General features: G+C 63.1%; 16 protein-coding genes and 1 pseudogene. 3 read left to right on the top strand and 14 right to left on the bottom strand.

Going from position 1 to position 19,952, the window contains the following annotated elements:
* Positions 1 to 14: 14 nt before the first annotated feature.
* The 4 genes and pseudogenes from Q7X29_RS13945 to Q7X29_RS13960 all read right to left on the bottom strand — a co-directional run bounded on the left by Q7X29_RS13945 (position 15) and on the right by Q7X29_RS13960 (position 5,708).
* Positions 15 to 743, bottom strand: a complete 729-nt coding sequence (locus Q7X29_RS13945; RefSeq protein ID WP_126405856.1) for a hypothetical protein — start codon at positions 741 to 743, stop codon at positions 15 to 17.
* A 518-nt stretch (positions 744 to 1,261) separates the two neighbouring features.
* Positions 1,262 to 2,180, bottom strand: a pseudogene (locus Q7X29_RS13950) (IS5 family transposase).
* A 381-nt stretch (positions 2,181 to 2,561) separates the two neighbouring features.
* The gene (locus Q7X29_RS13955; RefSeq protein WP_232017248.1) at positions 2,562 to 3,857 is read right to left on the bottom strand and encodes a site-specific integrase; all 1,296 of its coding nucleotides are present in this window, start codon (positions 3,855 to 3,857) and stop codon (positions 2,562 to 2,564) included.
* Positions 3,858 to 4,691: 834 nt separating this feature from the next.
* On the bottom strand, positions 4,692 to 5,708 hold the full coding sequence (locus Q7X29_RS13960) for a hypothetical protein (RefSeq protein WP_280298183.1): 1,017 nt from the start codon (positions 5,706 to 5,708) through the stop codon (positions 4,692 to 4,694).
* A 480-nt stretch (positions 5,709 to 6,188) separates the two neighbouring features.
* On the opposite strand from Q7X29_RS13960, the gene Q7X29_RS13965 reads away from it, so the two are divergent.
* Both Q7X29_RS13965 and Q7X29_RS13970 read left to right on the top strand, forming a co-directional pair.
* Positions 6,189 to 7,157: an AAA family ATPase gene (locus Q7X29_RS13965; protein WP_022566726.1), complete on the top strand. Its 969-nt coding sequence runs from the start codon at positions 6,189 to 6,191 to the stop codon at positions 7,155 to 7,157.
* Positions 7,150 to 9,702 carry a S8 family peptidase gene (locus Q7X29_RS13970; RefSeq protein WP_030203671.1) on the top strand — a complete coding sequence of 851 codons (2,553 nt, stop codon included), beginning with the start codon at positions 7,150 to 7,152 and terminating at the stop codon, positions 9,700 to 9,702. Before Q7X29_RS13965 ends, Q7X29_RS13970 begins: the two co-directional genes overlap by 8 nt.
* A 310-nt stretch (positions 9,703 to 10,012) precedes the next feature.
* Here the strand turns inward: Q7X29_RS13970 and Q7X29_RS13975 are convergent, their stop codons facing one another.
* Entirely contained in the window at positions 10,013 to 10,519 is a 507-nt protein-coding gene (locus Q7X29_RS13975; protein WP_019047704.1) for a hypothetical protein, read from the bottom strand.
* Positions 10,520 to 11,620: 1,101 nt separating this feature from the next.
* Positions 11,621 to 11,869 carry an Lsr2 family DNA-binding protein gene (locus Q7X29_RS13980; protein ID WP_316574275.1) on the bottom strand — a complete coding sequence of 83 codons (249 nt, stop codon included), beginning with the start codon at positions 11,867 to 11,869 and terminating at the stop codon, positions 11,621 to 11,623.
* Positions 11,870 to 11,965: 96 nt separating this feature from the next.
* On the opposite strand from Q7X29_RS13980, the gene Q7X29_RS13985 reads away from it, so the two are divergent.
* Positions 11,966 to 12,595: a hypothetical protein gene (locus Q7X29_RS13985; protein WP_316574276.1), complete on the top strand. Its 630-nt coding sequence runs from the start codon at positions 11,966 to 11,968 to the stop codon at positions 12,593 to 12,595.
* 46 nt (positions 12,596 to 12,641) lie between these two features.
* Here the strand turns inward: Q7X29_RS13985 and Q7X29_RS13990 are convergent, their stop codons facing one another.
* The 8 genes from Q7X29_RS13990 to Q7X29_RS14025 are packed head-to-tail and all read right to left on the bottom strand — an operon-like array spanning position 12,642 to position 19,229.
* A complete protein-coding gene (locus tag Q7X29_RS13990; RefSeq protein WP_316574277.1) occupies positions 12,642 to 13,199 on the bottom strand; it encodes a hypothetical protein in 558 nt (185 codons plus the stop codon).
* A complete protein-coding gene (locus Q7X29_RS13995) occupies positions 13,196 to 14,977 on the bottom strand; it encodes an alpha/beta hydrolase (protein ID WP_316574278.1) in 1,782 nt (593 codons plus the stop codon). Before Q7X29_RS13995 ends, Q7X29_RS13990 begins: the two co-directional genes overlap by 4 nt.
* Positions 14,974 to 15,315: a hypothetical protein gene (locus Q7X29_RS14000; RefSeq protein ID WP_316574279.1), complete on the bottom strand. Its 342-nt coding sequence runs from the start codon at positions 15,313 to 15,315 to the stop codon at positions 14,974 to 14,976. The genes Q7X29_RS13995 and Q7X29_RS14000 overlap by 4 nt, the downstream gene beginning before the upstream one ends.
* Before the next feature lie 3 nt (positions 15,316 to 15,318).
* Positions 15,319 to 15,759, bottom strand: a complete 441-nt coding sequence (locus tag Q7X29_RS14005; protein WP_316574280.1) for a YbaB/EbfC family nucleoid-associated protein — start codon at positions 15,757 to 15,759, stop codon at positions 15,319 to 15,321.
* Positions 15,760 to 15,780: 21 nt separating this feature from the next.
* Positions 15,781 to 16,383, bottom strand: coding sequence for a DUF3558 family protein (locus Q7X29_RS14010; protein WP_316574281.1), 603 nt, complete (start codon positions 16,381 to 16,383; stop codon positions 15,781 to 15,783).
* Positions 16,380 to 16,766: a hypothetical protein gene (locus tag Q7X29_RS14015; protein ID WP_316574282.1), complete on the bottom strand. Its 387-nt coding sequence runs from the start codon at positions 16,764 to 16,766 to the stop codon at positions 16,380 to 16,382. The genes Q7X29_RS14010 and Q7X29_RS14015 overlap by 4 nt, the downstream gene beginning before the upstream one ends.
* Positions 16,759 to 17,550 (bottom strand): hypothetical protein, encoded by a 792-nt coding sequence (locus Q7X29_RS14020; protein WP_316574283.1) that lies wholly within the window; start codon positions 17,548 to 17,550, stop codon positions 16,759 to 16,761. The genes Q7X29_RS14015 and Q7X29_RS14020 overlap by 8 nt, the downstream gene beginning before the upstream one ends.
* Positions 17,547 to 19,229, bottom strand: coding sequence for a hypothetical protein (locus Q7X29_RS14025; RefSeq protein WP_316574284.1), 1,683 nt, complete (start codon positions 19,227 to 19,229; stop codon positions 17,547 to 17,549). Before Q7X29_RS14025 ends, Q7X29_RS14020 begins: the two co-directional genes overlap by 4 nt.
* Positions 19,230 to 19,952: the final 723 nt, after the last annotated feature.

A 19,952-nucleotide genomic window follows, 5' to 3' on the forward strand; every position in this document is an offset into this window, starting at 1 on the left:
GAGCACTGAGCTCGCTAGATGATCTGGGACCCGATGGCCAGCACCCTGTCCGCAAGTTCCTGGCCTGCCACGTCGGCAACCTGCACACCGAACGGGACCAGTGCTGCCTTCAACCAGTTGAGCCCGCGCTTGATCCCCTTCTCGGTCAACGTGTCGACATCTTCGAGAAGTTCCGCGCGGTCGACGTCATCGATGCCGGGGGCGTATTCGATGTCATTGCGCAGCTGGCTGATCGCCGTCAGGACGTCGTCGAGAGACGCCCCCTGTGTAATGGTGGCGTTCATGGTGTGCCCCTGCCCGCCGACAGCCTGGTTGCCGACGGTCATCGCCCCGTAGTTGTCGGCCGAGATGTTGGTGACCGGCGCGATGGGTGCAGAACCCCCATCGATCAGGTACGGATGGCGCGCGGCGGCCCGACCGTTGGGAGTGATTTCCACGTGGTAGAACTCTCCGTCTGCTCGTTCGGAGCCCTTACAAAGACCAATCTCAACCAGATAGTGTGTTGCTTCGCGGATCTCGCCGGCAGACAACGGCCCGCTGAAGTCGTCGGCAACATCTGAACCAGGGTTCGCAAGCCGTTCGAGAACGCGGCGCAGCGCGAGCTCGTGGCGGTACGTATCACGGGCGATGCGAGCCTGGACGCGTCCTTCGGTTGGCAGGTAGAAGTCGAAGCTGCCTTCGGGGTCGCCGCCAATGGACAGATTGTTGTGGATAGCGCCCTGCGAGACCAGTTCGTCGAACACAGCCCGCGAGTCCTCTGACGGTACGACCTCGATAGGCGCGGTCGATCTGGCTTGGCCCGCGAAGACCGAGGACACCGTGGATATCCGAATCGACTCCCCCACAATGAAGTTGCTAACCGTCGGCACCGCAGGCAAGGCCCGCTCGGGTCACTGCTGTGGGAAGTTTGGCAGGATTGCGCTCGCCTGCGTAGTCGAAGTCCTCACCACCCGAGACGGCGGTCGTTGCCGATGTCATGCCGAGAATATTCGCCGAGAACCCCGACATGTGACGAGGACTTTAGCGCATCTGGCCCCTTGCACACCTGGTCGCTGGACCATACGCCCAGCGCTGCCGACGGTGGCCATCAGGAAACGAGCGTTCCGTTCGTCCTCGGTGAGCGTTGCCAGGTCCCACGCGACCTCAGTGTTGCTGGCGGTAGGCGATCCATTCGCCGACGTGGGTTCCACGCAGCATCACCTCACGCTACTGGGTCGTCTGCGGGACCGGCTGGGGGGATGGTGATCCCACTATCTCACCACTAGGTCATGTCTCCCAGTAGCTTGAGCCATTCGACTGTCAAGGCCATGACGATCCCGGCCCGGTAGGTGCAGGCCAGCTTGTCGTAGCGGGTCGCGACCCCACGCCAGTGTTTGGCCTTGTTGAACGCCCGCTCGACCACGTTGCGGCCCTTGTAGGCATCGAAATCGAACTGGGGCGGGCGTCCGCCTGCGCGTCCGCGGCGTTTCCGGTTGGCGACCTGATCAGACCGTTGCGGGATAACCGCAGTGATCCGCCTGCCTCGCAACAGCTCTCGATTCGCCGCCGAGGAATACGCCTTGTCAGCGAGCACCCGATCGGGGTTGCGGCGCGGCGAGCCACCGGCCAGCCGCGGTACCCCGATCGCATCGAGAACTGCTGGCATCATCGGCGAATCTCCGGCTTGGCCTGCGGTGATCAACACCGCCAGACCACGACCCTTGCCGTCGGTGGCCAGATGGGCTTTGGTAGTCAACCCACCGCGAGACCGGCCTATCCCGTGATCAGCCGGCTCATAACTCACCGTCCGGGCCGGGCACCGCGCCGACACCTCGGCGGGTATTGGCACCGTGCTGATGCACCCGCACGATCGTCGAGTCGACCGAGACCACCCAGTCGAGATTCCCGGTCGCATCTGCCAACGCGGTCAACGCGACCAGCACCCGATCCCAGGTCCCGTCCTCGGCATAACGGCGGTGACGCTTCCATACCGTCTGCCACGGACCGAACACCTCGGGCAGGTCTCGCCACGGCAACCCGGTCCGCAACCGGTACAGCATCCCCTCCACGACCAGGCGATAGTTGGAGAAGTTGCGACCAACCCGACCATCCGACTTCGGTAGCAGCAGCTCGAGCAGTTCCCACTGGTTATCCGTCAGAACCTGATGCCGATCACCGACAGCCGCCGCCACATCGAACATGATGCCCGACCCGATCACCTACCAGGCGAAAACCGGGGAACACGATTGGGAGACATGACCTAATTCGGCTGGAGACGCCGTTGTGGAGAGTTGTCCAGCGTTTCCGATCGTTGTCGTGGCGAAGCGTGTTTGCCCAGGTGGGGGTGCTGTTCTGGTAGTCGACAGTTATCCAGCGTTGGCCATAGTTGCCTGTGCTGCGCGCTCGGAGAAGGTCAGGGGTTCGATTCCCTTAGCTCCACGTATGCGCAGGTCAGCCTATGTTTTTAGGCTGACCTGCGTTTGTTTTTGTCACCATTAACTCCCCACTAATTCTGTTGGCGGGCTTCCATGGGTTCGAGTTCGGGCGATCTTCTCGGGTTCCTGCTGCTGATGTACTGGCAACTATCGGGCAGTGTCGTTCGGTAGTTGTCCGGTGATCGCGTGGTTGAGTACATCGGCGGCGGCCTTGTGTGGGCGTCCGCGTGCCATGTAGTGGCGTTGGGTCATCGCGGGGTCGACGTGGCCGAGGACATCGGCAGTGACACGGGCCGACAGGCCGGCGTCGTCGAGGATGGTGGCCACGGCGTGGCGGAAACTGTGTGGGGTGATGTCCTCGGCGAACCCCAGGGCTTCACGGACACGCTGCCAGCCGTGTCCGACGTTTTGCGGGTCACGCAATGTCCCCACGGCCGAGGGGAACACCAGATCCAGGACCTCGATTCCGGGGTCCGGAGGAGAAGCCGGTCGCCGGTTCGCCACCGCGGCTTTGCGGCGTTTGAGCATTTCCACCGCGAACTCGGGCAGTGCGATGGTGCCGGTCCGGTTCTTCGGGTCATCTTTCCTGGTCACACGGACCAGTCCTTTGCCCGCGACGCGGACGAGTTTTCCGGTGGGACGCAGGGTCGCTGCGTCGAGGTCGATGTCGGTCCACAACAGTGCGAGCATCTGGGAGCGGCGCAGGCCGGTGGCGGCGTAGAGGGTGATTATGTCGGCGAGGTCGGCGCTTTCGCAGTAGGCGGCGACGGTGGGTGGGGTGTATGCCTTGACGGGTGTGCCGCGTTCTCGTTCGGCTTTGGCGAGTTGTCGCGGGCACAGGATCTGGGAGGTCCGGACGGCGGAGAGGATGTAGCGCAGTTCGTCGGTGGTGAGGTCGCCGGCGCCGCCGGTGCGGCCCTTGGCTTCGATGTTTTTCGGCATCTGGACTTCGCGGACGGGGTTGATCTCGAGGGGGCTGGTGCGGACTGCGTAGCGGAACATGCCCGAGAGCACGATGCGCCCGGTGCGCATGTTCGAAGGCCCCCTGGCTTTTCCGACGTCGGTGAGGAAGGTTTCGACCGCGGAAGTGGTGACTTCGAACAGGCGCCGGTCACCGAAGGCGGTGTTGAACATTTTGGCGACTTCGTCGTAGCGGGCGATGGTGGATTCGGTGCGGTCTTGTGCGATGAGGCTTGCCCGGTACCGGACCCACAGGTCGCGCACGGTCATGGATGTGGACAGTTCGCCGCTGAGGCCGACGGTGATGACGGCAGCAGCGGCCATGACGGCGTCGAGTGCTCGTTGGCCGGTGCGGTCGGGGATCGGGCGGTTGCGGGAGTCGAGTTTGGTAGGGGAGACACGGATGAGGTCGCGTCGTTTTCCGGAGGAGTCACGGACCCGGACACGCGCTTTCCAGTACCCGGGAGCGAGTTCGGTGAGCATCGGTTTGCCCGGGACACCAAGGGGCCGAGGTGGTCTCCCGCGTGTCATCGGTGCGCTGGCGTGGTTGGGGGTGGGGTCGGCTGTTTACGGTGGGGTGTGGCACGTGAATTCCTCTCCAAATCTGTGGATTTCGCGACGAGGCTGGCGGTGCTCGGCGCTCCGGTGCGGCGTTGATTCGCGAAGAGTCGATACGCGAATGTAGCCATCGATGGGGGCATTCGACGCTGGTAGCCGCGCCGGTGCGCGTGGTCGGCCTCCCCGGGAAGACATGGCGGGCCGAGGCGTTCAACGTGACTGATGTGGATGTGGCTTTGGAAACATGTGACGATGCCGGTCAGGCCATTAGCTGCCGGAGTTGTTCGACGACAAGAGATAACCATGTCCGCGACCGGATGGATGCCGACATGTGCCGCATCGAGGTCGCGGATCGTTATCCCGACAGCCACGACGGCACGGTTGCCCGCAACCGTGGCGAACAGGACGCCGACGGCGTCTGCAACAGCCAAGCTGCCCGGAGCAGGTCGACCATCGTCGACGACTCGATGCGTAAACTCCCCTGCCCGCGCAGCAGTAGCCGACTGTGCAGAAACCTCAGACACTTGCCGTGCGTGAATCCTCGGCGGTTCGGTCCCTCGTCGGGTCTTCACCCCCCCGACAACGTCGGTTCCCGCGGCGCCAGTAGCGGGATTGGTCTGGGCTGGTTCCTGATCTCTTCGGAAACGATCGTTCACCGAACACCGTGGCGGCGACCGACAGCCGACCTCGGACTCGCAGGATTGAGTGTTCGAGAACCCGTTCGGCGACATCGGCCCGAACGAACTCGGACTCCGGCCCCTACATGAGCACGGGATTGTCCGGGTCGATGCCGGCTTCCTCGAGGACCCTGCGGGTGGAGATGATCCGGTGGAGCTCGCCGGTGGGCAGCGGCTGCCAGATCTGGTCGACGTGGCCGCGGTCGACATCGTCGCACAGTTGTTGACACTCGGCTCCGAGACTGGTGTGGTCGCAGCGTGCGTGCTGGTCGACGTAGAGCCGACTAGTGCCGTTGGGTCCGTAGACGAGGATCGCACAGGCCAGACTGAACTCCCGGTAGGGCTCAGGGAGCAGATCTAGGAAGCTGACAGGAACTTCGGTCCAGGGCAACACTGTGCCGATTAAAGGTGGGAGTGGAGGCAAGGCGGCCCCGCGCTCCGGTGGGGCGAACTCGACCACGAGGCGCCCGCCGTCCTTGCCTGGTACGAGTTCCCAAGCGAATGGCTCGGTCGGAGCGAAACCCGGAATCTGGAGTGGGATCCGACTCGCCTCGCGCGCGTGTAGCGCGGGGACCAGCAGCGGGGGAATGTTGATCGGGAGATGGATGAGTGCGATCTTGCCGCCCGACGCCTGATCGAGCACGCCTGCCACCGTGAGACCGTCCAGCGAATCTGTAGCGGTGCCGAACGCGGCAATCACCGCAGTAGCCTGCCCCGGTGGAGCTGCGGGAATCTTGACGACCGAGGATGACAGCGAGCCGTCGGGTGTTTGCCGCAGTTCGGACTCTGGGAACCAAAGACATAGGGCCGCACGCCAATTGCCCACGATCGGAACCTGAGGGATCTCCCACCGGTCCGTGGTGTACTGGTCGCCCGGCCTCATCGCGGCACGGGCCTTCTCGATGTGGCCGAGCTGAGCGTAGTTGCTGCTGTGGAGGCTGAACTTGAACTCTCCGGCGCGCGCTCGAGGCGTCATATACAGCTCGTCGGTGACCTTTTTGCCGCTGCCGGTCCACACCCGCCACTCCGCCGATCGGCGACCGTCCGGCGCGACGACCACGAACCGCACGGTGTTCTGCGGCCGCTCAAGTTTAGTCATGCCGACACCAACGAACCTCGAGCCGGAGTCGTTCCGCAGCCAATCTGTGGCCGCCGCACTGGGGCACACGCAGAGTCGATTGCGCGCCGAGACGTAGGTGGAGCCTTGGCTGTACCTCTGTGTGCGTCAGGCCGACACGTGGTCATTAGGGTTCGGGCCGCTTGAGCACTTCGAACACCCGCATTACACCCTGGCCGCATGAGCGAACCGGTATTGCGCGAGCCTCCGCTGTTTGTAGTCGAGCACGCCCAGCAGCTGCTGATGCACCTGGACACGCTGCGGTATGGATCCACCGCGACTCGTTGCTCAAGCTGACGTCGTCGTCGCGGCCGAACACGTGTGATCAGCGCCTCTGGTGGTGGGGGCGTGCGAATACGTCCGACTCAACGTGGGAAGTTCCCTATCCGGCGAGGTATCGCCATCGCTCGCTGCGGAGGACCGTAGGATCGATGCCAACGGGTTCCGGCAGAAGGGAGGGCTATGGCTGGCCTAGGAGAACACATCACCGCGATGGTCCGCAACCACGCTGCCGGCGACGATGCTGCGTTTTATTCCGTCGCATTGCAGATCGCTGCGCGCGAGGCACGGCAGGGACACCACGTCCTTGCCACCAACATCAAGCAAGCTGTCGACGCGTCGCGTGAACGAGCGCCGCTGGCGAACGTCACAGCGCTTCCTCGAGCTCGTGGCGAGTTGGCGGAACTAGTCGAGGTATCGCATCCTCAAGTACACCTACGTGAGCTGGTGGCACCATCGGAACGAACTGCTCAGATCAAGCAGTTGCTTGCTGAGCAGCGTCAGCGAAAGAACCTACTTGAGCATGGGTTCGCACCATCGCATCGCTTGCTTCTAGTGGGCCCGCCGGGAACAGGAAAGACGATGACCGCATCGGTGATCGCCACCGAGCTGTCTCTTCCGATGTACACCGTTCGTCTCGACGGCTTGCTCAGCAAGTTCATGGGCGAGACCGCTGCGAAGCTACGCACCGTGTTCGACGCCGTCGCTGTAGAACGCGGCGTCTACCTCTTCGACGAGTTCGATGCGCTCGGCGCGGACCGCTCAGGGAACGACGTCGGTGAAGCCCGCCGGATACTAAACTCCTTCCTTGTATTCCTCGAGAAATCTAGCCCTGAGTCGATCGTGATCGCGGCAACGAACCACCGATCCATCCTCGACAAAGCACTGTTTCGACGTTTCGACGCGGTCCTGGACTACACACTGCCGGACTCTCGGCAGGCTATTGCGGTGATGCGCGCCCGCCTCGGCTCACTGGTCGAGAGGGCAAGCCTGAACAAACTTGGCGAGTACACAGATGGTCTCAGTCATGCAGATCTGGTAAAGGCTGCAGAATCGGCGGCCAAAGCGGTTCTCATGCGAGGCGAGGCGATGGTGGAGCGCGACGATCTCATCGCAGCACTCAATGCGCGGCGATCGGCCACCATTGGCTGACCGGGACCAGCCACTCGAGCATCTCTACGTCCAAGGACACGCGACAGCTGAGCGCTTCGACCGCTACTCCGGACACGGCGGTGGTGGCGGATTCAAGCGCCGACCGGTCGATCGCGGTGCTCACGGAGCTGCGCGAAAACAGGAACTAACCGATGCGTTCGATGAACTCGATGGCGAACGTGAGGACTTCGAGCTTTCCTACGATGAACTCGCGTCACAAGGAACGATCATCGTCCTCGAGGGTGAAGGCGCGTCCTACCCGCTGAAGCTCGAGTCTTTGAACCGAATGACTGGTCACCAGAAGACTCCCAAACAGCCTCGCTGGCTATTGCTTTCGGTAAGACCAGCAACACTGGATGCTCCCGAGCGGGCGACGGTTTGGGTGTCGGACGCGCATCGCGCCGCGTTTATGAAACTGTTCGAGGACTACCTCAACGGCGAACCTACCAGGACTGGGCAACCACCGAACCAAGACCTCGTCGCCAACATCTCGCGAATCCGCAAAGCGATTCTCGCCGATCTGTGGACCTCTGAGGGCGAACCACCGTTGAAAGGCCAGCATTGGTGGGAGCTTTGGCTCGACACCTCGAGTGGCGACATCGAAACTATCAACGGGTTCGTGAACGCTTACAACCTTCGGATGCTGCCTCGGTCGATCCAGTTACGCGACCGCTTCGTGGTGTGGGTAGAGGCTAGCTGGAGCCAACTCGAACCGCTGCCGTTTACGCTCGTTCCACTAGCGGAAATTCGCAAGCCCGAGTTCATCGAAGCAATCGAGGACCTACCCGTAGATGAGCAGGACGAATACGTTCATGACCTGGTCGAACGCCTAAGTACGGCCGACGGAAGCGCTCCGGCGGTGTGTCACCTGGACACCGGTGTGTTGCGTAGCCATGTGCTGATCGAAGCGTCGCTCGCATCGGAGGACCTGCACACCATCATCGGCCTGTCGGGAGCGGACATGGATCCGCGGGGGCATGGCACCTCGATGGCCGGCCTCGCGCTTTTCGGTGATCGGTTGGACGCGGCACTGCAGAGCAGCGACCCTGTTCAGCTTCGGCACCGCCTGGAGTCTGTGCGAATGAAACCGGGCCCAGACGAGGCGCAAATCGATCCGTTGGACTACGGAAGCGCCACGGTCCAAGCAGTCGCTCTCCCGGAAGTCACCGCTGGGAGGAGGCGTGTGTTCGCCCTCACACTGAGTACCAAGCCCGACAACCCCGGAGACCCGACGCTCTGGTCCGCGGCCGTCGATGCTCTCGCGGTCGGCACTGACACTGCACGAGACGGTGATCGTTTCCGCCTCATCTCGGAGCCGGATCCCGACCTTGCGCGTCTCATAGTCGTCGCTGCTGGCAACGTCGACTCCTATGCCAAGGAACATGATGTCAACTCCGACCTTGCTGCGATCGAGGATCCCGCGCAGGCATGGAACGCGTTGACGGTTGGTGCGTTCACCAACCTGACCGAAGCACCGCAACATCCTCAGTACGCAGGTTGGACGCCACTGGCGGAGGCTGGGGGGCTGTCACCCCATAGTCGAACGTCGATGTTGTTTCGACACCGTAGCGCACCCATCAAGCCTGACATCTGTATGGAGGGCGGCAACGTCCTGACCGACGGCGCCCAGATGTTCGAACCCAAACTCCCGGTTCTGTCCCTACCGTCCACCGGGACCACCAGCAACGTCGCTCTGGCCTCGGCGAACGCCACCAGCGCCGCAACGGCCCAAGCGGCGCGTCTCGCTGCTCTCGCGATGGAGCGCTACCCCGACTACTGGCCGGAGTCCATCAGAGGCCTCCTTACTCATGAGGCCGACTGGACGCCGACGATGGTTCGTAGGGTACAGGCCGATAGGCTCAAAAACACCCGCCTCGAACAACTACGGCGCTACGGCTGGGGGGTCCCGACAGAGGACTCGGTTCTCAACTCATCGCGGCGGGCGGTCACGCTGGTCACCCAGGACCAGTTCGTGCCATTCGATGGCACCAGCTACGCGATGCGGCGTTTTCGGCTACACACACTCCCGTGGCCGACTGAGGCCCTCGAAGAACTCGGGTCTGCGCCGGTCCGGCTCCGGATCACGCTGTCGTACTTCATCGAGCCGTCAGCATCGCGACGCGGATGGCGGCAGCGATACGCCTACCCGTCCCACACGCTTCGGTTCGACATGCAAGGAGAGCTGGAGACTCGTCAGCAGTTCGTCGATCGGATCAACCGCGATGCCCAATCCCAGGAAGATGGTAGGGCCGGCGCAGGAACAACCTCCGATAGGTGGTTCCTCGGGGAACGTCAGCGCCATCTCGGGTCGCTGCACCAAGATGAGTGGCACGGCACAGGAAGTCAGCTCGCGCGATGCAATTCAGTGGCCGTCTACCCTGCCGGCGGATGGTGGAAGAACAACAAGCGGAGCGACCGTATTGACATGCCAGTCCGCTACTCGCTGATCCTGTCCCTCAGGACGCCCGAACAAAGAATCGACTTGTACACGCCAATTGCGACCCAACTGCATGTTCCCATCGAGACCGAGATCGTCGTGGAGTGAGATCCCGTCCAGAACCCATCGAGAGGCATCGTTGCGGGCGTGATCTTGGCCCTCTCCGGCCTAGAGACCTTTCGCCCGTTGACTGCTTATGTCGTGCGGCATGGGGCTGAGGTGATTTCGCGGCAGGCCTGAGTCGAGGATCTCGATGTCGAAGCAGGCGCGGGGCAGTGCGTCCTGGCGCGCATCCGGGCGCCGGTATCCCGGACGATGCCAGTGTCGGGAACGGTTCAGCACCCCGGATATCGGCCCGTGTCAGTCTCGCCTCGGAGGTGTTCGCAGCTTTCCTGCCCGTCAACAACGAAATTGGTACCTACTCGGGCCAGATGACCTGCCCGAGCAGGTGGTCCGGGGCGATCACGACGACGGCCTTTTCTGCGAGATGCTTCGCAGTGTTTGTGCGGCGGCCGCGGAGGTATGAGCGCACCGCTTCAACTGGATCGGTATCGATTGGGCAGTCGAGGTCCTTGCCGAGGAAGTCGACGCGGCGTCCGGACTTCCCGATGTCTTCAGGGTGGCGTCCGAGCTCGGACAGCCCGAAATCTCCGGTCTTTCTCCGTCGTGGCGGGTACTTCTGCTCAGGATGCTTGGCGTAGAAGGTGAACACGTCGAGGTCCTTCACGCCGTTCTCGCCGTCGATCCAGTGCAGTGCGCCACCTTGGCACAGTGCGGTCAGGAGTACTCGATCTCGGAATACGCGCAGGTGGGGATAATGCCGCATCAGTTCGACGTGGTCCTCGTGCGCCAGCTCGGCCAGGCGGCGGAGGTGAGCTTCGGTCAGTGGTTCGTAGGAGCGCTCACTGACATCGTCGTAGGTCATGCCGCGACTGTAGGACGATCGCCGCAGGATGAATGGGTTCTCCGGCGCGGCGGGTGGAGGGCGGGGATCCCACTAAGTCACCACTAATTCGGCTGGACACGCCGTTGTCGATAGTTGTACAGAGTTGTCGATGGTTGTCGTAGAGGAGCCTGTTTACCCAGGTAGAGATGCTGATCTGGTAGTCGAGAGTTGTCCAGCGTTGCTCATAGTTGCCGGTTCTGCACGCTCCGAGAAGGTCGAGGGTTCGGGTCCGGCTCGCGTTGATCGCTGAGTGGGCCCCTGATGCCCAAGCCGCGAGTGTCTTTTTCGGGTGAACTTCGGGCGGGCTGCCAGTTCGGCTTGGTCCGGCGCTGGGACGGTGATTCGGCACACTGGTTCCGGTCGGCCCGCACCCTCGGGAGTTGTCGTGTCTCGATCACCACGCCTTGCATCGAGTATCGGCCGGGTGCGAGGTAGCTTCCGCGGGCACACAAGGGTTGGTGGCTGAGCAGCTCTCCGTCTAGGTGATGTGGAGTCCTTGTGCGCGAGCGCAGTCGAACCCTCGGAGGTGCGAATCTGACACGGAGGCCACAAATCTGGGCGCAGGAGGGGACTCGCATACAGATTCCGGATCAAAGCCTCGGAAATGTGTGATCGATTGCGATCGAATACATATCGCGAAGCTGGTGCGCACCAATCATATACGAGCTGCTGCTTCCGTACTGCGGCATCCAGCCGCGGCTTCCTGGCATCGCTGGTCGCAGGTTCGCGCCCTCGGCGGGACACGCAGAACATGGGCAACCAGAAAAGCCTGGTCATTGCTAGTTCGCATCCGATCTGACCCTAGTGGTTCTGCGGTATGGACCATTTCCTGGTACCTGCTTCGACGTGCCCACGACGGGGCGCGTCGGACATGGGACCCGGACAAGCAGCGACGTCATGCTGGCCGTCAAGTGATCGACGCCGACTACTTGTCGCAGGTGAGTGTCGACGGTGGTGTGTACCCAGGGGGTACTGACCAAAAGGCCAACCTGCTCCAACGCCGAAAACTGCTGGTCCTTGGCTGATCATGGTTCAGTGAACACTGATGGCCGGAGCTGAGAGTGACCCGTCTCGGCTGGACTACAGACGTAACCCGCCGAACATCGGGGGTCTGGCAGGGCTGATAGCCGGTTTCGTCAGGTCTCGGCGGCTGCGGCGGAAGGCGTCGGCGACTTCGGTCGGGATGCGGCCGCGAGTGGAGATTGCATGTCCGTTGTCCTTCACCCAGGACCGGATGGCTGCGACATCGGCGCGTCGGCTGCCAGCGTTCCGGGGCTGGGCGTTCCGGCTACGGGCGCCTTCCCGGCTCGCCGTGCGTGGGGTGTCCACTGTTCGAGGAAGCCGCGCAGTGCGCGGGCGTCGCCTCGGACAGATCGATCTCGTAGGCGATGCTGCCGAGCGAAGGCGACAGTTTCGGCGGGCGAGGTGCCATCGAAGTCGTCCGCGTTCGCCAGAGGGCAGATCATGTTGTCGCGGCCCGGTGCGCTGCCCGCCGCACTAGCCACCACGGCTGAGACCGCCGAGAAGATAGCCGCCGATGTGCGCACTGTGGGTGAGGTCGAAACGTTCGGGATGCTTCACCTGCAAGGTTCGATCGTCGCCGCGACATTGGGCGACGACCCCGAACCCCACCTGAGCGAAGCGGCCGAGCAAGCATCGCGGCTCGCGGGTGCTCGGTCCAGCACGTCGGTGGCGCGAAACGAGTCATTCGGCCCGGCGAATAATGTGACGCTGTGGCGGATGTCCGCGGCGATAGAGCGACGGGAGCCGGGCCAGGTGCTGGCTCTTGCGCCTACGTTGTCGCCAGCCGATCTGCCCAATGACGGCCGACGTGCTCAGTACTTCGTGGAGACTGGCCGCGCGTATGCGATGAAGAAGGACTACCGGGCCTCGTTGTATGCGTTGCTACGCGCCGAACACGCCGCTCCACAGCATGTGCGAACCATGGCCCCCGTTCGGGAGTTGGTCGGGCACATGATGCGGTCGGCACGGCGAGATCTCACCACCGGCGATCTCGGTAGCTTGGCACAGCGAGTCGGAGTTGTCCCGGGCTGACCGCCGCCTACTGTTCTGTGTGGCGGGCCAGCCCGGTTGCCTTTCGTTAGGGGTGCGGGATCGTGAACGGGTCGTCCTCCATGGCATCGATCGTCGATTCCGGCAGGCACGGGGAGAATCCGGTGAGGCTGAGCGAGCCGTCACCCTTGCCGGCGTCTTGGAGTTGGAGACCGAAACCGTCCGGGATCTTCGCTTTCGCCACATCCGAGACGTCGTTGGTCTCTGTCGCCCAGCCCTTGTTCTGCCAGATGGCGGGGATCCGCTCGAAATACTCGGCTGTCGAGCCAGCCGGGAGACCGGTGATCCAGTACCCGATGCTGAGGTAGCGAGGGCCGCTCGACTGAACGTTGCCCTCCCAACACGGGTTGGGAAGAGGCCGACGGTGCTTCGTGGTCGCGAGATCTGGGTTGTCGGGCTTCTTCGACAATGCTGCGCCAGCCGGGAGTTCGGCGAGTACTTCCGACATGTACGCGCGGATCTTGAACTGTGCATCTACCGCAGTAAGTGACTCGTGCACGTGTGGCCCTTCTGATGGCGATCCGCAACCTGCTGCAGCGAGCAGCAGGACAAACGCGATCGGGATCAATCGCTGGTATTTGCTCACTCGTAAGTCACCTTGCCTGGGTTGCCCGCAATGATGTGGCCCATGTTGACAAGAGATGTGCTTCCCGGCTCCCAGTATTCGCTGTGAGAATCGCCGCTGTACTCCACGACCGGCGTTCTTGTGCCGGGATCGGAGGTGAACACCTGCCCGCCGAATTCGATCTCGGTCGGGTCTTCGCCATGTCGGTCGACTCCGGGAATCCACCCGGGCAGGTTCTCGTAGAGCGGAGTCGGGTCGTTCTCCGCTCGGGTGGAGAATACATGCTGGTACTGCTGCCCGTCGGGGACACCAGTCAGGCTGAGATCGCGCGCAGAATCCACACCTGCGCCAGGACTGGCTACCAACACGACGGTATCGGCATCGAGCGTGCGTCCCTCGGCTGCCGACAATCCGACGACGGTCGTGCCGTAGCTGTGTCCGAGCACAGTGTTGCGGGATGGTTCACCTTCATGGGTTACCCGCAAGCCATCCTGGAACGCGTTCAACGCCGGAGCACCCGCCTGCGCGTAGTCACGCTGCGTCGCATCGCTGACCACCGCAGGCGGCGCGTCATAACCCATCCATGCGACAGTGACCGGCTTTGAAGCGCCAGCGTATTCAGCTTGCGCGGTCATTTGATCTACCCGAACCATGTCGCCTTCGAGCTTCGAGGGTTGCGAACCGGTACCTGGGACGTAGGTCGTCACATGAGATGCCGTATCGGGATTGCCGTCCGCGACGATCGCTTGGACCCGCTGACCTGACTTGTCATCCATTCCCAGCAGCATCCTCGGCTCACCGGAAGGAGACGCGGAGTCGGCAACCTTAGCCGTGGTGGTCAGATCGTCGAGATGGCGCGACTCCTCCATCTTCGCCAGCCACGTCTGATAGTCCGCGACGCTGTCCTCGGGCAGGGTCTGCGCATCGCCCATCCCGGTCGGTGCGACCGACAGGTCCCACTCGGGATGCTCAGCCTTCAGCCGGTCGGCTTCGGCGCGTGCGGTTTGGGCGGCGGTGAGTTGTTCATCGAGGGTGAGCCGGTTGTAGTGGTCGCGGTCGGTGGCCGGCATCCCGTCTCGGTTGCCCAGGTAGCGGTCCTGGTTCCAGAGGGCGTCTTTGTCCTCGTCGGACAGTGTGGTCCACAGATCGTGGAACTCCTGTGTGTCCTCGGGAAGTTTCGACTTGCCGTCGAGAATGTCTTGCACCTGTTGGCTACGTTCGCCGAGACTCACTTCAATCGTCTGGGCGACAGGTTTGATGGCGCCGACGTTCTCGAACGCTTTCTCGATGGCGACCGTCGTGTCCTCGATCGCCTGCCCCAGACTGAGCAGGGCAGCTTTGATCGGTGGCTCGTACACGTTCTTCGCGGTCGCGTCAAGCGCGGCTTGTGCGGCGGTGATGTCCTCGGCGTTCGCGTCGGGTAGTGACAGCCGAGCGTCGGGAGCGGTGACGGTGCCGTCCTGGGCGACGGTGAATTTTTCCTTCTCGGCCAGATCAATCGCCGCGGTCGCGGTGTTCTTGGCGGTGGTGATGGTTGTCTGGCCGTCGGTCCCCGCAGTGACTGCGCTGTTGAGCGCGGTAGTGATCTTACGTCCCTCGGTGACCGTGGTAGTTGTCGTTTCACGGGCACGATCACCCGCGTTCCCGACCCAATAGCTGGTCGATCCCGCGTAATCACGTTGTGCCAGATCAAGATTCGCGACGATCCGGTCGTGCAGGGAACGCCACTCGGCGACCTGAGCAGACAGGGCCCCCGGCTGGATTGCGTATGCCTGGTTTTTCGTCGCTGGAGCGGTCACGAGCCGGTCTTCCAAGTGGTCACGTTGTCGATCTGTAGCTTGGTGGCGTGGTCGGTGTGATGGAAGGCATCGACACACTTGACCGTGTTGTCACCGATTGCCTGCAGCGCATCACTCAAAGCGCTATTCGCCGAGGCAGTTTCGGAGGACTTGGTCGCACAGACGTCCGCCAGCCGGAAGTCGGCGAACCCGAATCGGACCGCGTTGGCCGCTGATCCAAAGGTACTCGGTGCCACAGTGCCGTAAGCGACGTCGGCCGCGTAGCCACGCATTCCTTGTGCGAGAACAAGCGCGTCGTCAGCGTTGATATTGAGCGAATCTGCAAGGCCGCTGCCCATGATCTATCTCCCCCAGCTGTTCCGGTGCGTGAACTCGCCTTCAGCCCGCGCTGGCCATCCTGGTTCCGACTGCGGTGGGTGCTCATCGCCGGATCGGTGGGAAGTGTTGTGCGGCAGTGGCTGCACTTGAAATGGTGTGTTCATTGCATCGACCGTATGCGCGACGGCCCCTGCAACCCGGGGGTCGGACCTGAACTCCGCCAGCGCGGCGTGTGCGTTCGTCCGTGCGGTGCGCAACGCGTGGGCGGCGAGCTCAGTGATCAGTTTGCTGAGTCCCGCACCACCGAGCACCAGGAGTTTGTCGTCGATATTGACGCTGATCTCACCATCGGCGCTGGCGTGGACCTGAATGAGTCCGTCGGCGGCAGTCGCTGTTGAGCGTACCGAGGTCAGTGCCGACACCAAAGTTGCTGTCTTCTGCGGAAGTGGATCCAGGGAGTTCATTATGTTCCTTGTCTGCTTCCGCTATTTCGGGATGAGAGGTTCGATCGCGCCGACAACCTCGTCGACATGGTCGCAGGCGTCCCAATCGGTGAATTCGGGAAAGCTTGATGCCTTGATCTGAACGACACCATCAGGACCCGGCAGTACAACCGTGCACGAGAATGCTGCGCGATCGCGAAAGAGTATGCCAGCGCGTCCGTTAGCGGTGAATTCCTCTTCCTTTTCGCGTTCGCGTATCTGTTGCATGCTCACATTGGCCGAGTCGATGAACAGGTTCCCCGTCGATCGAATCTGGCCGCGAACATCTTCCCTGCGGTCGAATTGGCACCCTATGAACGCGTAGTCGTAGTTGATGGCATCGGATCGCTTGCGAGTTGTCGGCTCGAAGCCAATTCCCGACAATGTCGAGTCGGGTACTTCCACGCAGGGGTCCCAGCCAACAGGGCTCTTCGTCCCTGCGCCTTGTCGGGGCGGGTCGCCGACCGGTGCGGCGATCGCGCGGGTTGTCGTAGGGGGGGTGTTCGATTGACTGCTGGGCGCATCTGTGGCTTGCGGTGTGCATGAGACCGGCACCAGGGCCACTGTCATTGCAGCAAGAACCAGGTATCGGCGTCGTGCGGTCACTGCTGCTCCTCAGCTGCTTGTGCTGCAAACCTGATGCGGCGAGCACTCAGGTCATCGGCATCTTCGATCAGGCCTGCAGCTCGCAGGAACCCTTCCTGGATTTGCATCGCCCCTTGGATCAGTTGAGTGATCGCGTCCCGGGCGGAGTGCGCTTTGTTTCGGAACCCCTGCTGAAGTTCGATGCCAGACGGAAGTGTGCCGAATCCGCTCACCTCCTCACCGCGCGACATCTGGGTGAGGGATTGTCGCAGCCCCTCGACATAGTCGCTGATCTGGTTGACCGCTGTTCGGGCCGCATCGGGTTCGAAACTGAATTCACCGGCACTTGCGCGTTGCGTGAAAGCAGTGATGTCCGCCTGCCCGTAGTTGATCTCCTCAGCCACCGAGACTCCTTTCGTTGGACGAGGCGGGTTCTCGGACGTGTGCGAGCAGTTCGCGAGGAAGCGTCGTCGGCGACACCGGAACAACCCGAGTGTCATGGTCGTCAACGGTGATCAAGTATCGTCCGCTCATCGGTCGGCCCGCGGCGACATCGATGAAGCTCGCATAGCGAGGGGGATGGGGGTGGGCAGTGTCGAGGCCGCGGAGAATGGCGAAGTGCCCTTCACCGGAACGGCGTTGGCGGACCAGGTTTCTGATCTGTTCCTCGACCGGTGCTTGCCCATCCGGCATCAACCCCCACCGGGACGGTGGTTCTTCGCCACGGACCCTGGGAGTAAAACCGAGCATTGCTTCTGCGGCACCCGCCGGAGTCGGTGGGAGAACGGTACACAGCTGCGAAGGAACGTTGGCTCGCCGAATCAGCGTGATCATGATCGGCGTCGATGGCTCGGACGCCGTTGCGTACTGGTGTGCCACGACACCGATAGCTCCTAACGCGGCACCGTGGGCACGGATTTCAAGTCCACCGGCGAGCTGTCCTGTGCAACGCAGCTGGGTGTCAGCGCCCGCCAGAACCGCAAACGCGGCGGACAGGCTTTGGTCGTGGCCGTGCGGGTATCGCGCGGGCATCGTGTCGGTGATGAAGCGCTGTTGTTCGCTGCGTGTCGAGAACGTCTCTCGGATCACGATCGGGCTGGGGTAGTCGAACGCGTCAAGGCTGGTTTCCCGCTGCCACAGCGCTGCGAACTCGTCCGGAGTCAGCGTCCACGTCACGGGTGCGGTCACCGGGGATCACCCGCTGGTGTACTCGTCTGTGCAGTCCCGGAAAGGCCATGCTGGGCGAGGAGGCTGGCGATTTCGGCGGACAGCGCCGGTGGCTCGGGTTGTGGTGCTTCGGCTTCGCTAGGCGGGGGAGCTGTGGGCCGAGCCGGGACATCCGGTTGAACGTAGGAGTCGGCAGCATTTGCAGGGACGGCCGGAGCGGACGGCACCGGGGCGGGGGCGAACTCGGGTTCGTGCCGTACCGCAGGAGTCGAGAACACGCGTGGAGGAACTGGGCTCGGGGCAGGCTGCGACGGTCCGGCAACCGGACGTGCGGATTCCGCGTCGGCGCCGAACACCGCAGGTGGAGCTTCTGTCCCGGCCAGCCAGTCGGGATGAACACCCCGCAGGTAGTCGGGTGCTCGATGTTCCGCCTCGTCGTCACCAGCCTTACCGCGGCCGCCGGCACCGCCGGAGCCCATCGGCCCCATTCCGGTCGGCGAACCAGCGACGCGAGCCGATCCTGACTGTCCGCCCAGGGCAGAGCGGGGCGCGACCGGCGTGGTGTTCGGAGCCGGAACGGCCTTGCCCGGCACAGCGGGTGCCTGCCTGCCCAGGACTGGTGAGCCCGAGCCGCCCAGCGAACCTGCGGAGTTGGGCGCACCCGGACTCGGGCTGGCGGACGACTGACCGCCAGGTTGCGCGAGCTGCGTACTCGGCGCGGCGGCGGTACTCGCTGCCGTCGTCGACCCGGCGTCATCTGTTGACGATGTTCCGTCGTCGGCCGTATTTCCTGTAGCGCCGGACGAGTCATCGGCGTCGGTGTACTCCGGGGTCGTACTTGCTGGTTCCTCGGATGTCGGCGCTACCGATTCCGGCACGCCCGACTCCGCCGGGCTGCCTTGATCGGGGGTGTTCGATCCGGGATCGCCTGGAGATGCCTGATCTGTGACCGGGCCGCCGTTCTCGCCGAATCGAGGCGCCTCACCAAAGGCCGGTACGGTGTCTCCCGTGGTAGGAAACGACGGGGCATACAGCGTGTTCATTGTCGCTCGTGCGGCATTTTCCGCTGCGGTCTGCGCGTCCTGATCCGCAGTCACCGTCGCAGGATTGAGTAGGCCGGGGATGATCATCGACGTCGGATCATCCGGGTTCGGCGCCGCAACCGCCGAGGATGTTGTCGGCGGCGGCACTGCGAGCCGAGTGGCCTCGGCCGCCCACGCGGCTGCGTCGAGCCGATCCGACACCGTGGAGAAGACATCCGCCGCTTGTCTTGTCGCCCCGCCCAGCGCGCCAACGGCGGTACGTGCGGCATCGCCGCTCTGACCTTTCCACGCCCCGTCATTCATCAACCCGAGAAGCGAGGTCTGCAATGACATCGACAGATCCGACAATCGCGTACATTCCGCCGACCACAGGGTATGGGCCGTATGCAGACCTTCGACGTTCATCGCCTGGGCGTGCTGGTAGATCTCGGCGTGAGAAAAGGAGCCGAAGTTCTCCTCGCTGGTGACAAAGTTGGCGTCGGTACCAGCGTTCTTGGCCAGCAACGCCTGGTCGGTGGCACTCGCACGAGATTGCGCTGCCGAGACCTTCTGTTGAGCGGCGACAGCGGCTACAGCCGCCGCATTGCCGCCGAGCTGTATTAGAGGAGCCGGAACTCCACCGAGCGAGGATGGAGTTCCTAGACCGTCCACCGTCATCGAGTCCCCCTCTGAACGTCAACAAACCATCGCGGCGCCTCCCCGCAATCCGCCGACGCATGCTATCACCTACCACAGACCGCGTGGCACCGACGTAGCTGGGTCAGTTCCAGGTCGCACACAACGCACGGTTGGGGCTGGAGCGCTCACGACTGCGCCGATCGCTAGCCTAGGAATCAGCAAGGATGACATACGAGCTGCCGCAACCCTAGGGGGCTCGCCACCCAATGCCGCGGTCTCGCGCCCCGCAATGTGCCGTGAACCGCTCACCCCGCCGAGTCGTGTCCCGTCTACACTCCCCTTGCTCGGAACTGCGAAAATCCGCGAAATGCGCTGGCCGCGAACCCGAATGTCGGAGTGGTCTGGCCATCAGCCACCGAGCCAATGTCGAGCACCGCCACTCCTTGAGCCGGTTGAGCTCGGTTCGATCACTCCCTTCCCTGGAAGCGCTGTCCGGTGCGCTTTCGCAGCACGACGAAGTTGCCGACCTTGGCGGAGTTCGGGCTCGCCCACGAGCTCCGAAGTCGACGTCACGATCGCTCACTGCTCGGCCACCGGCAGTGCCCGCACTGCCGACGATCGCCGCCGACACTGCAGAAGGTGAAGCTAGTCAACGCCGTAACTGACTGTCTACTAACATCTTTCGAAATCCCACTACTGCCGTACAACCCTCGCGATTCACCTGGTTGACTGCCCGAATCACGCATACAGTTCGTGTAGAGC

The sequence above is a fragment of the Nocardia canadensis genome, from assembly GCF_032656385.1.
Classification (GTDB): domain Bacteria; phylum Actinomycetota; class Actinomycetes; order Mycobacteriales; family Mycobacteriaceae; genus Nocardia; species Nocardia canadensis.

Coding starts and splice junctions, on each gene's coding strand:
- Q7X29_RS13975 (WP_019047704.1), bottom strand. CDS start 10,519: ATGACCTACGACGATGTCAGTGAGCGCTCCTACGAACCACTGACCGAA.
- Q7X29_RS14000 (WP_316574279.1), bottom strand. CDS start 15,315: ATGGGCAGCGGCCTTGCAGATTCGCTCAATATCAACGCTGACGACGCG.
- Q7X29_RS13965 (WP_022566726.1), top strand. CDS start 6,189: ATGGCTGGCCTAGGAGAACACATCACCGCGATGGTCCGCAACCACGCT.
- Q7X29_RS14025 (WP_316574284.1), bottom strand. CDS start 19,229: ATGACGGTGGACGGTCTAGGAACTCCATCCTCGCTCGGTGGAGTTCCG.
- Q7X29_RS13960 (WP_280298183.1), bottom strand. CDS start 5,708: ATGACTAAACTTGAGCGGCCGCAGAACACCGTGCGGTTCGTGGTCGTC.
- Q7X29_RS14005 (WP_316574280.1), bottom strand. CDS start 15,759: ATGAACTCCCTGGATCCACTTCCGCAGAAGACAGCAACTTTGGTGTCG.
- Q7X29_RS13955 (WP_232017248.1), bottom strand. CDS start 3,857: ATGCTCACCGAACTCGCTCCCGGGTACTGGAAAGCGCGTGTCCGGGTC.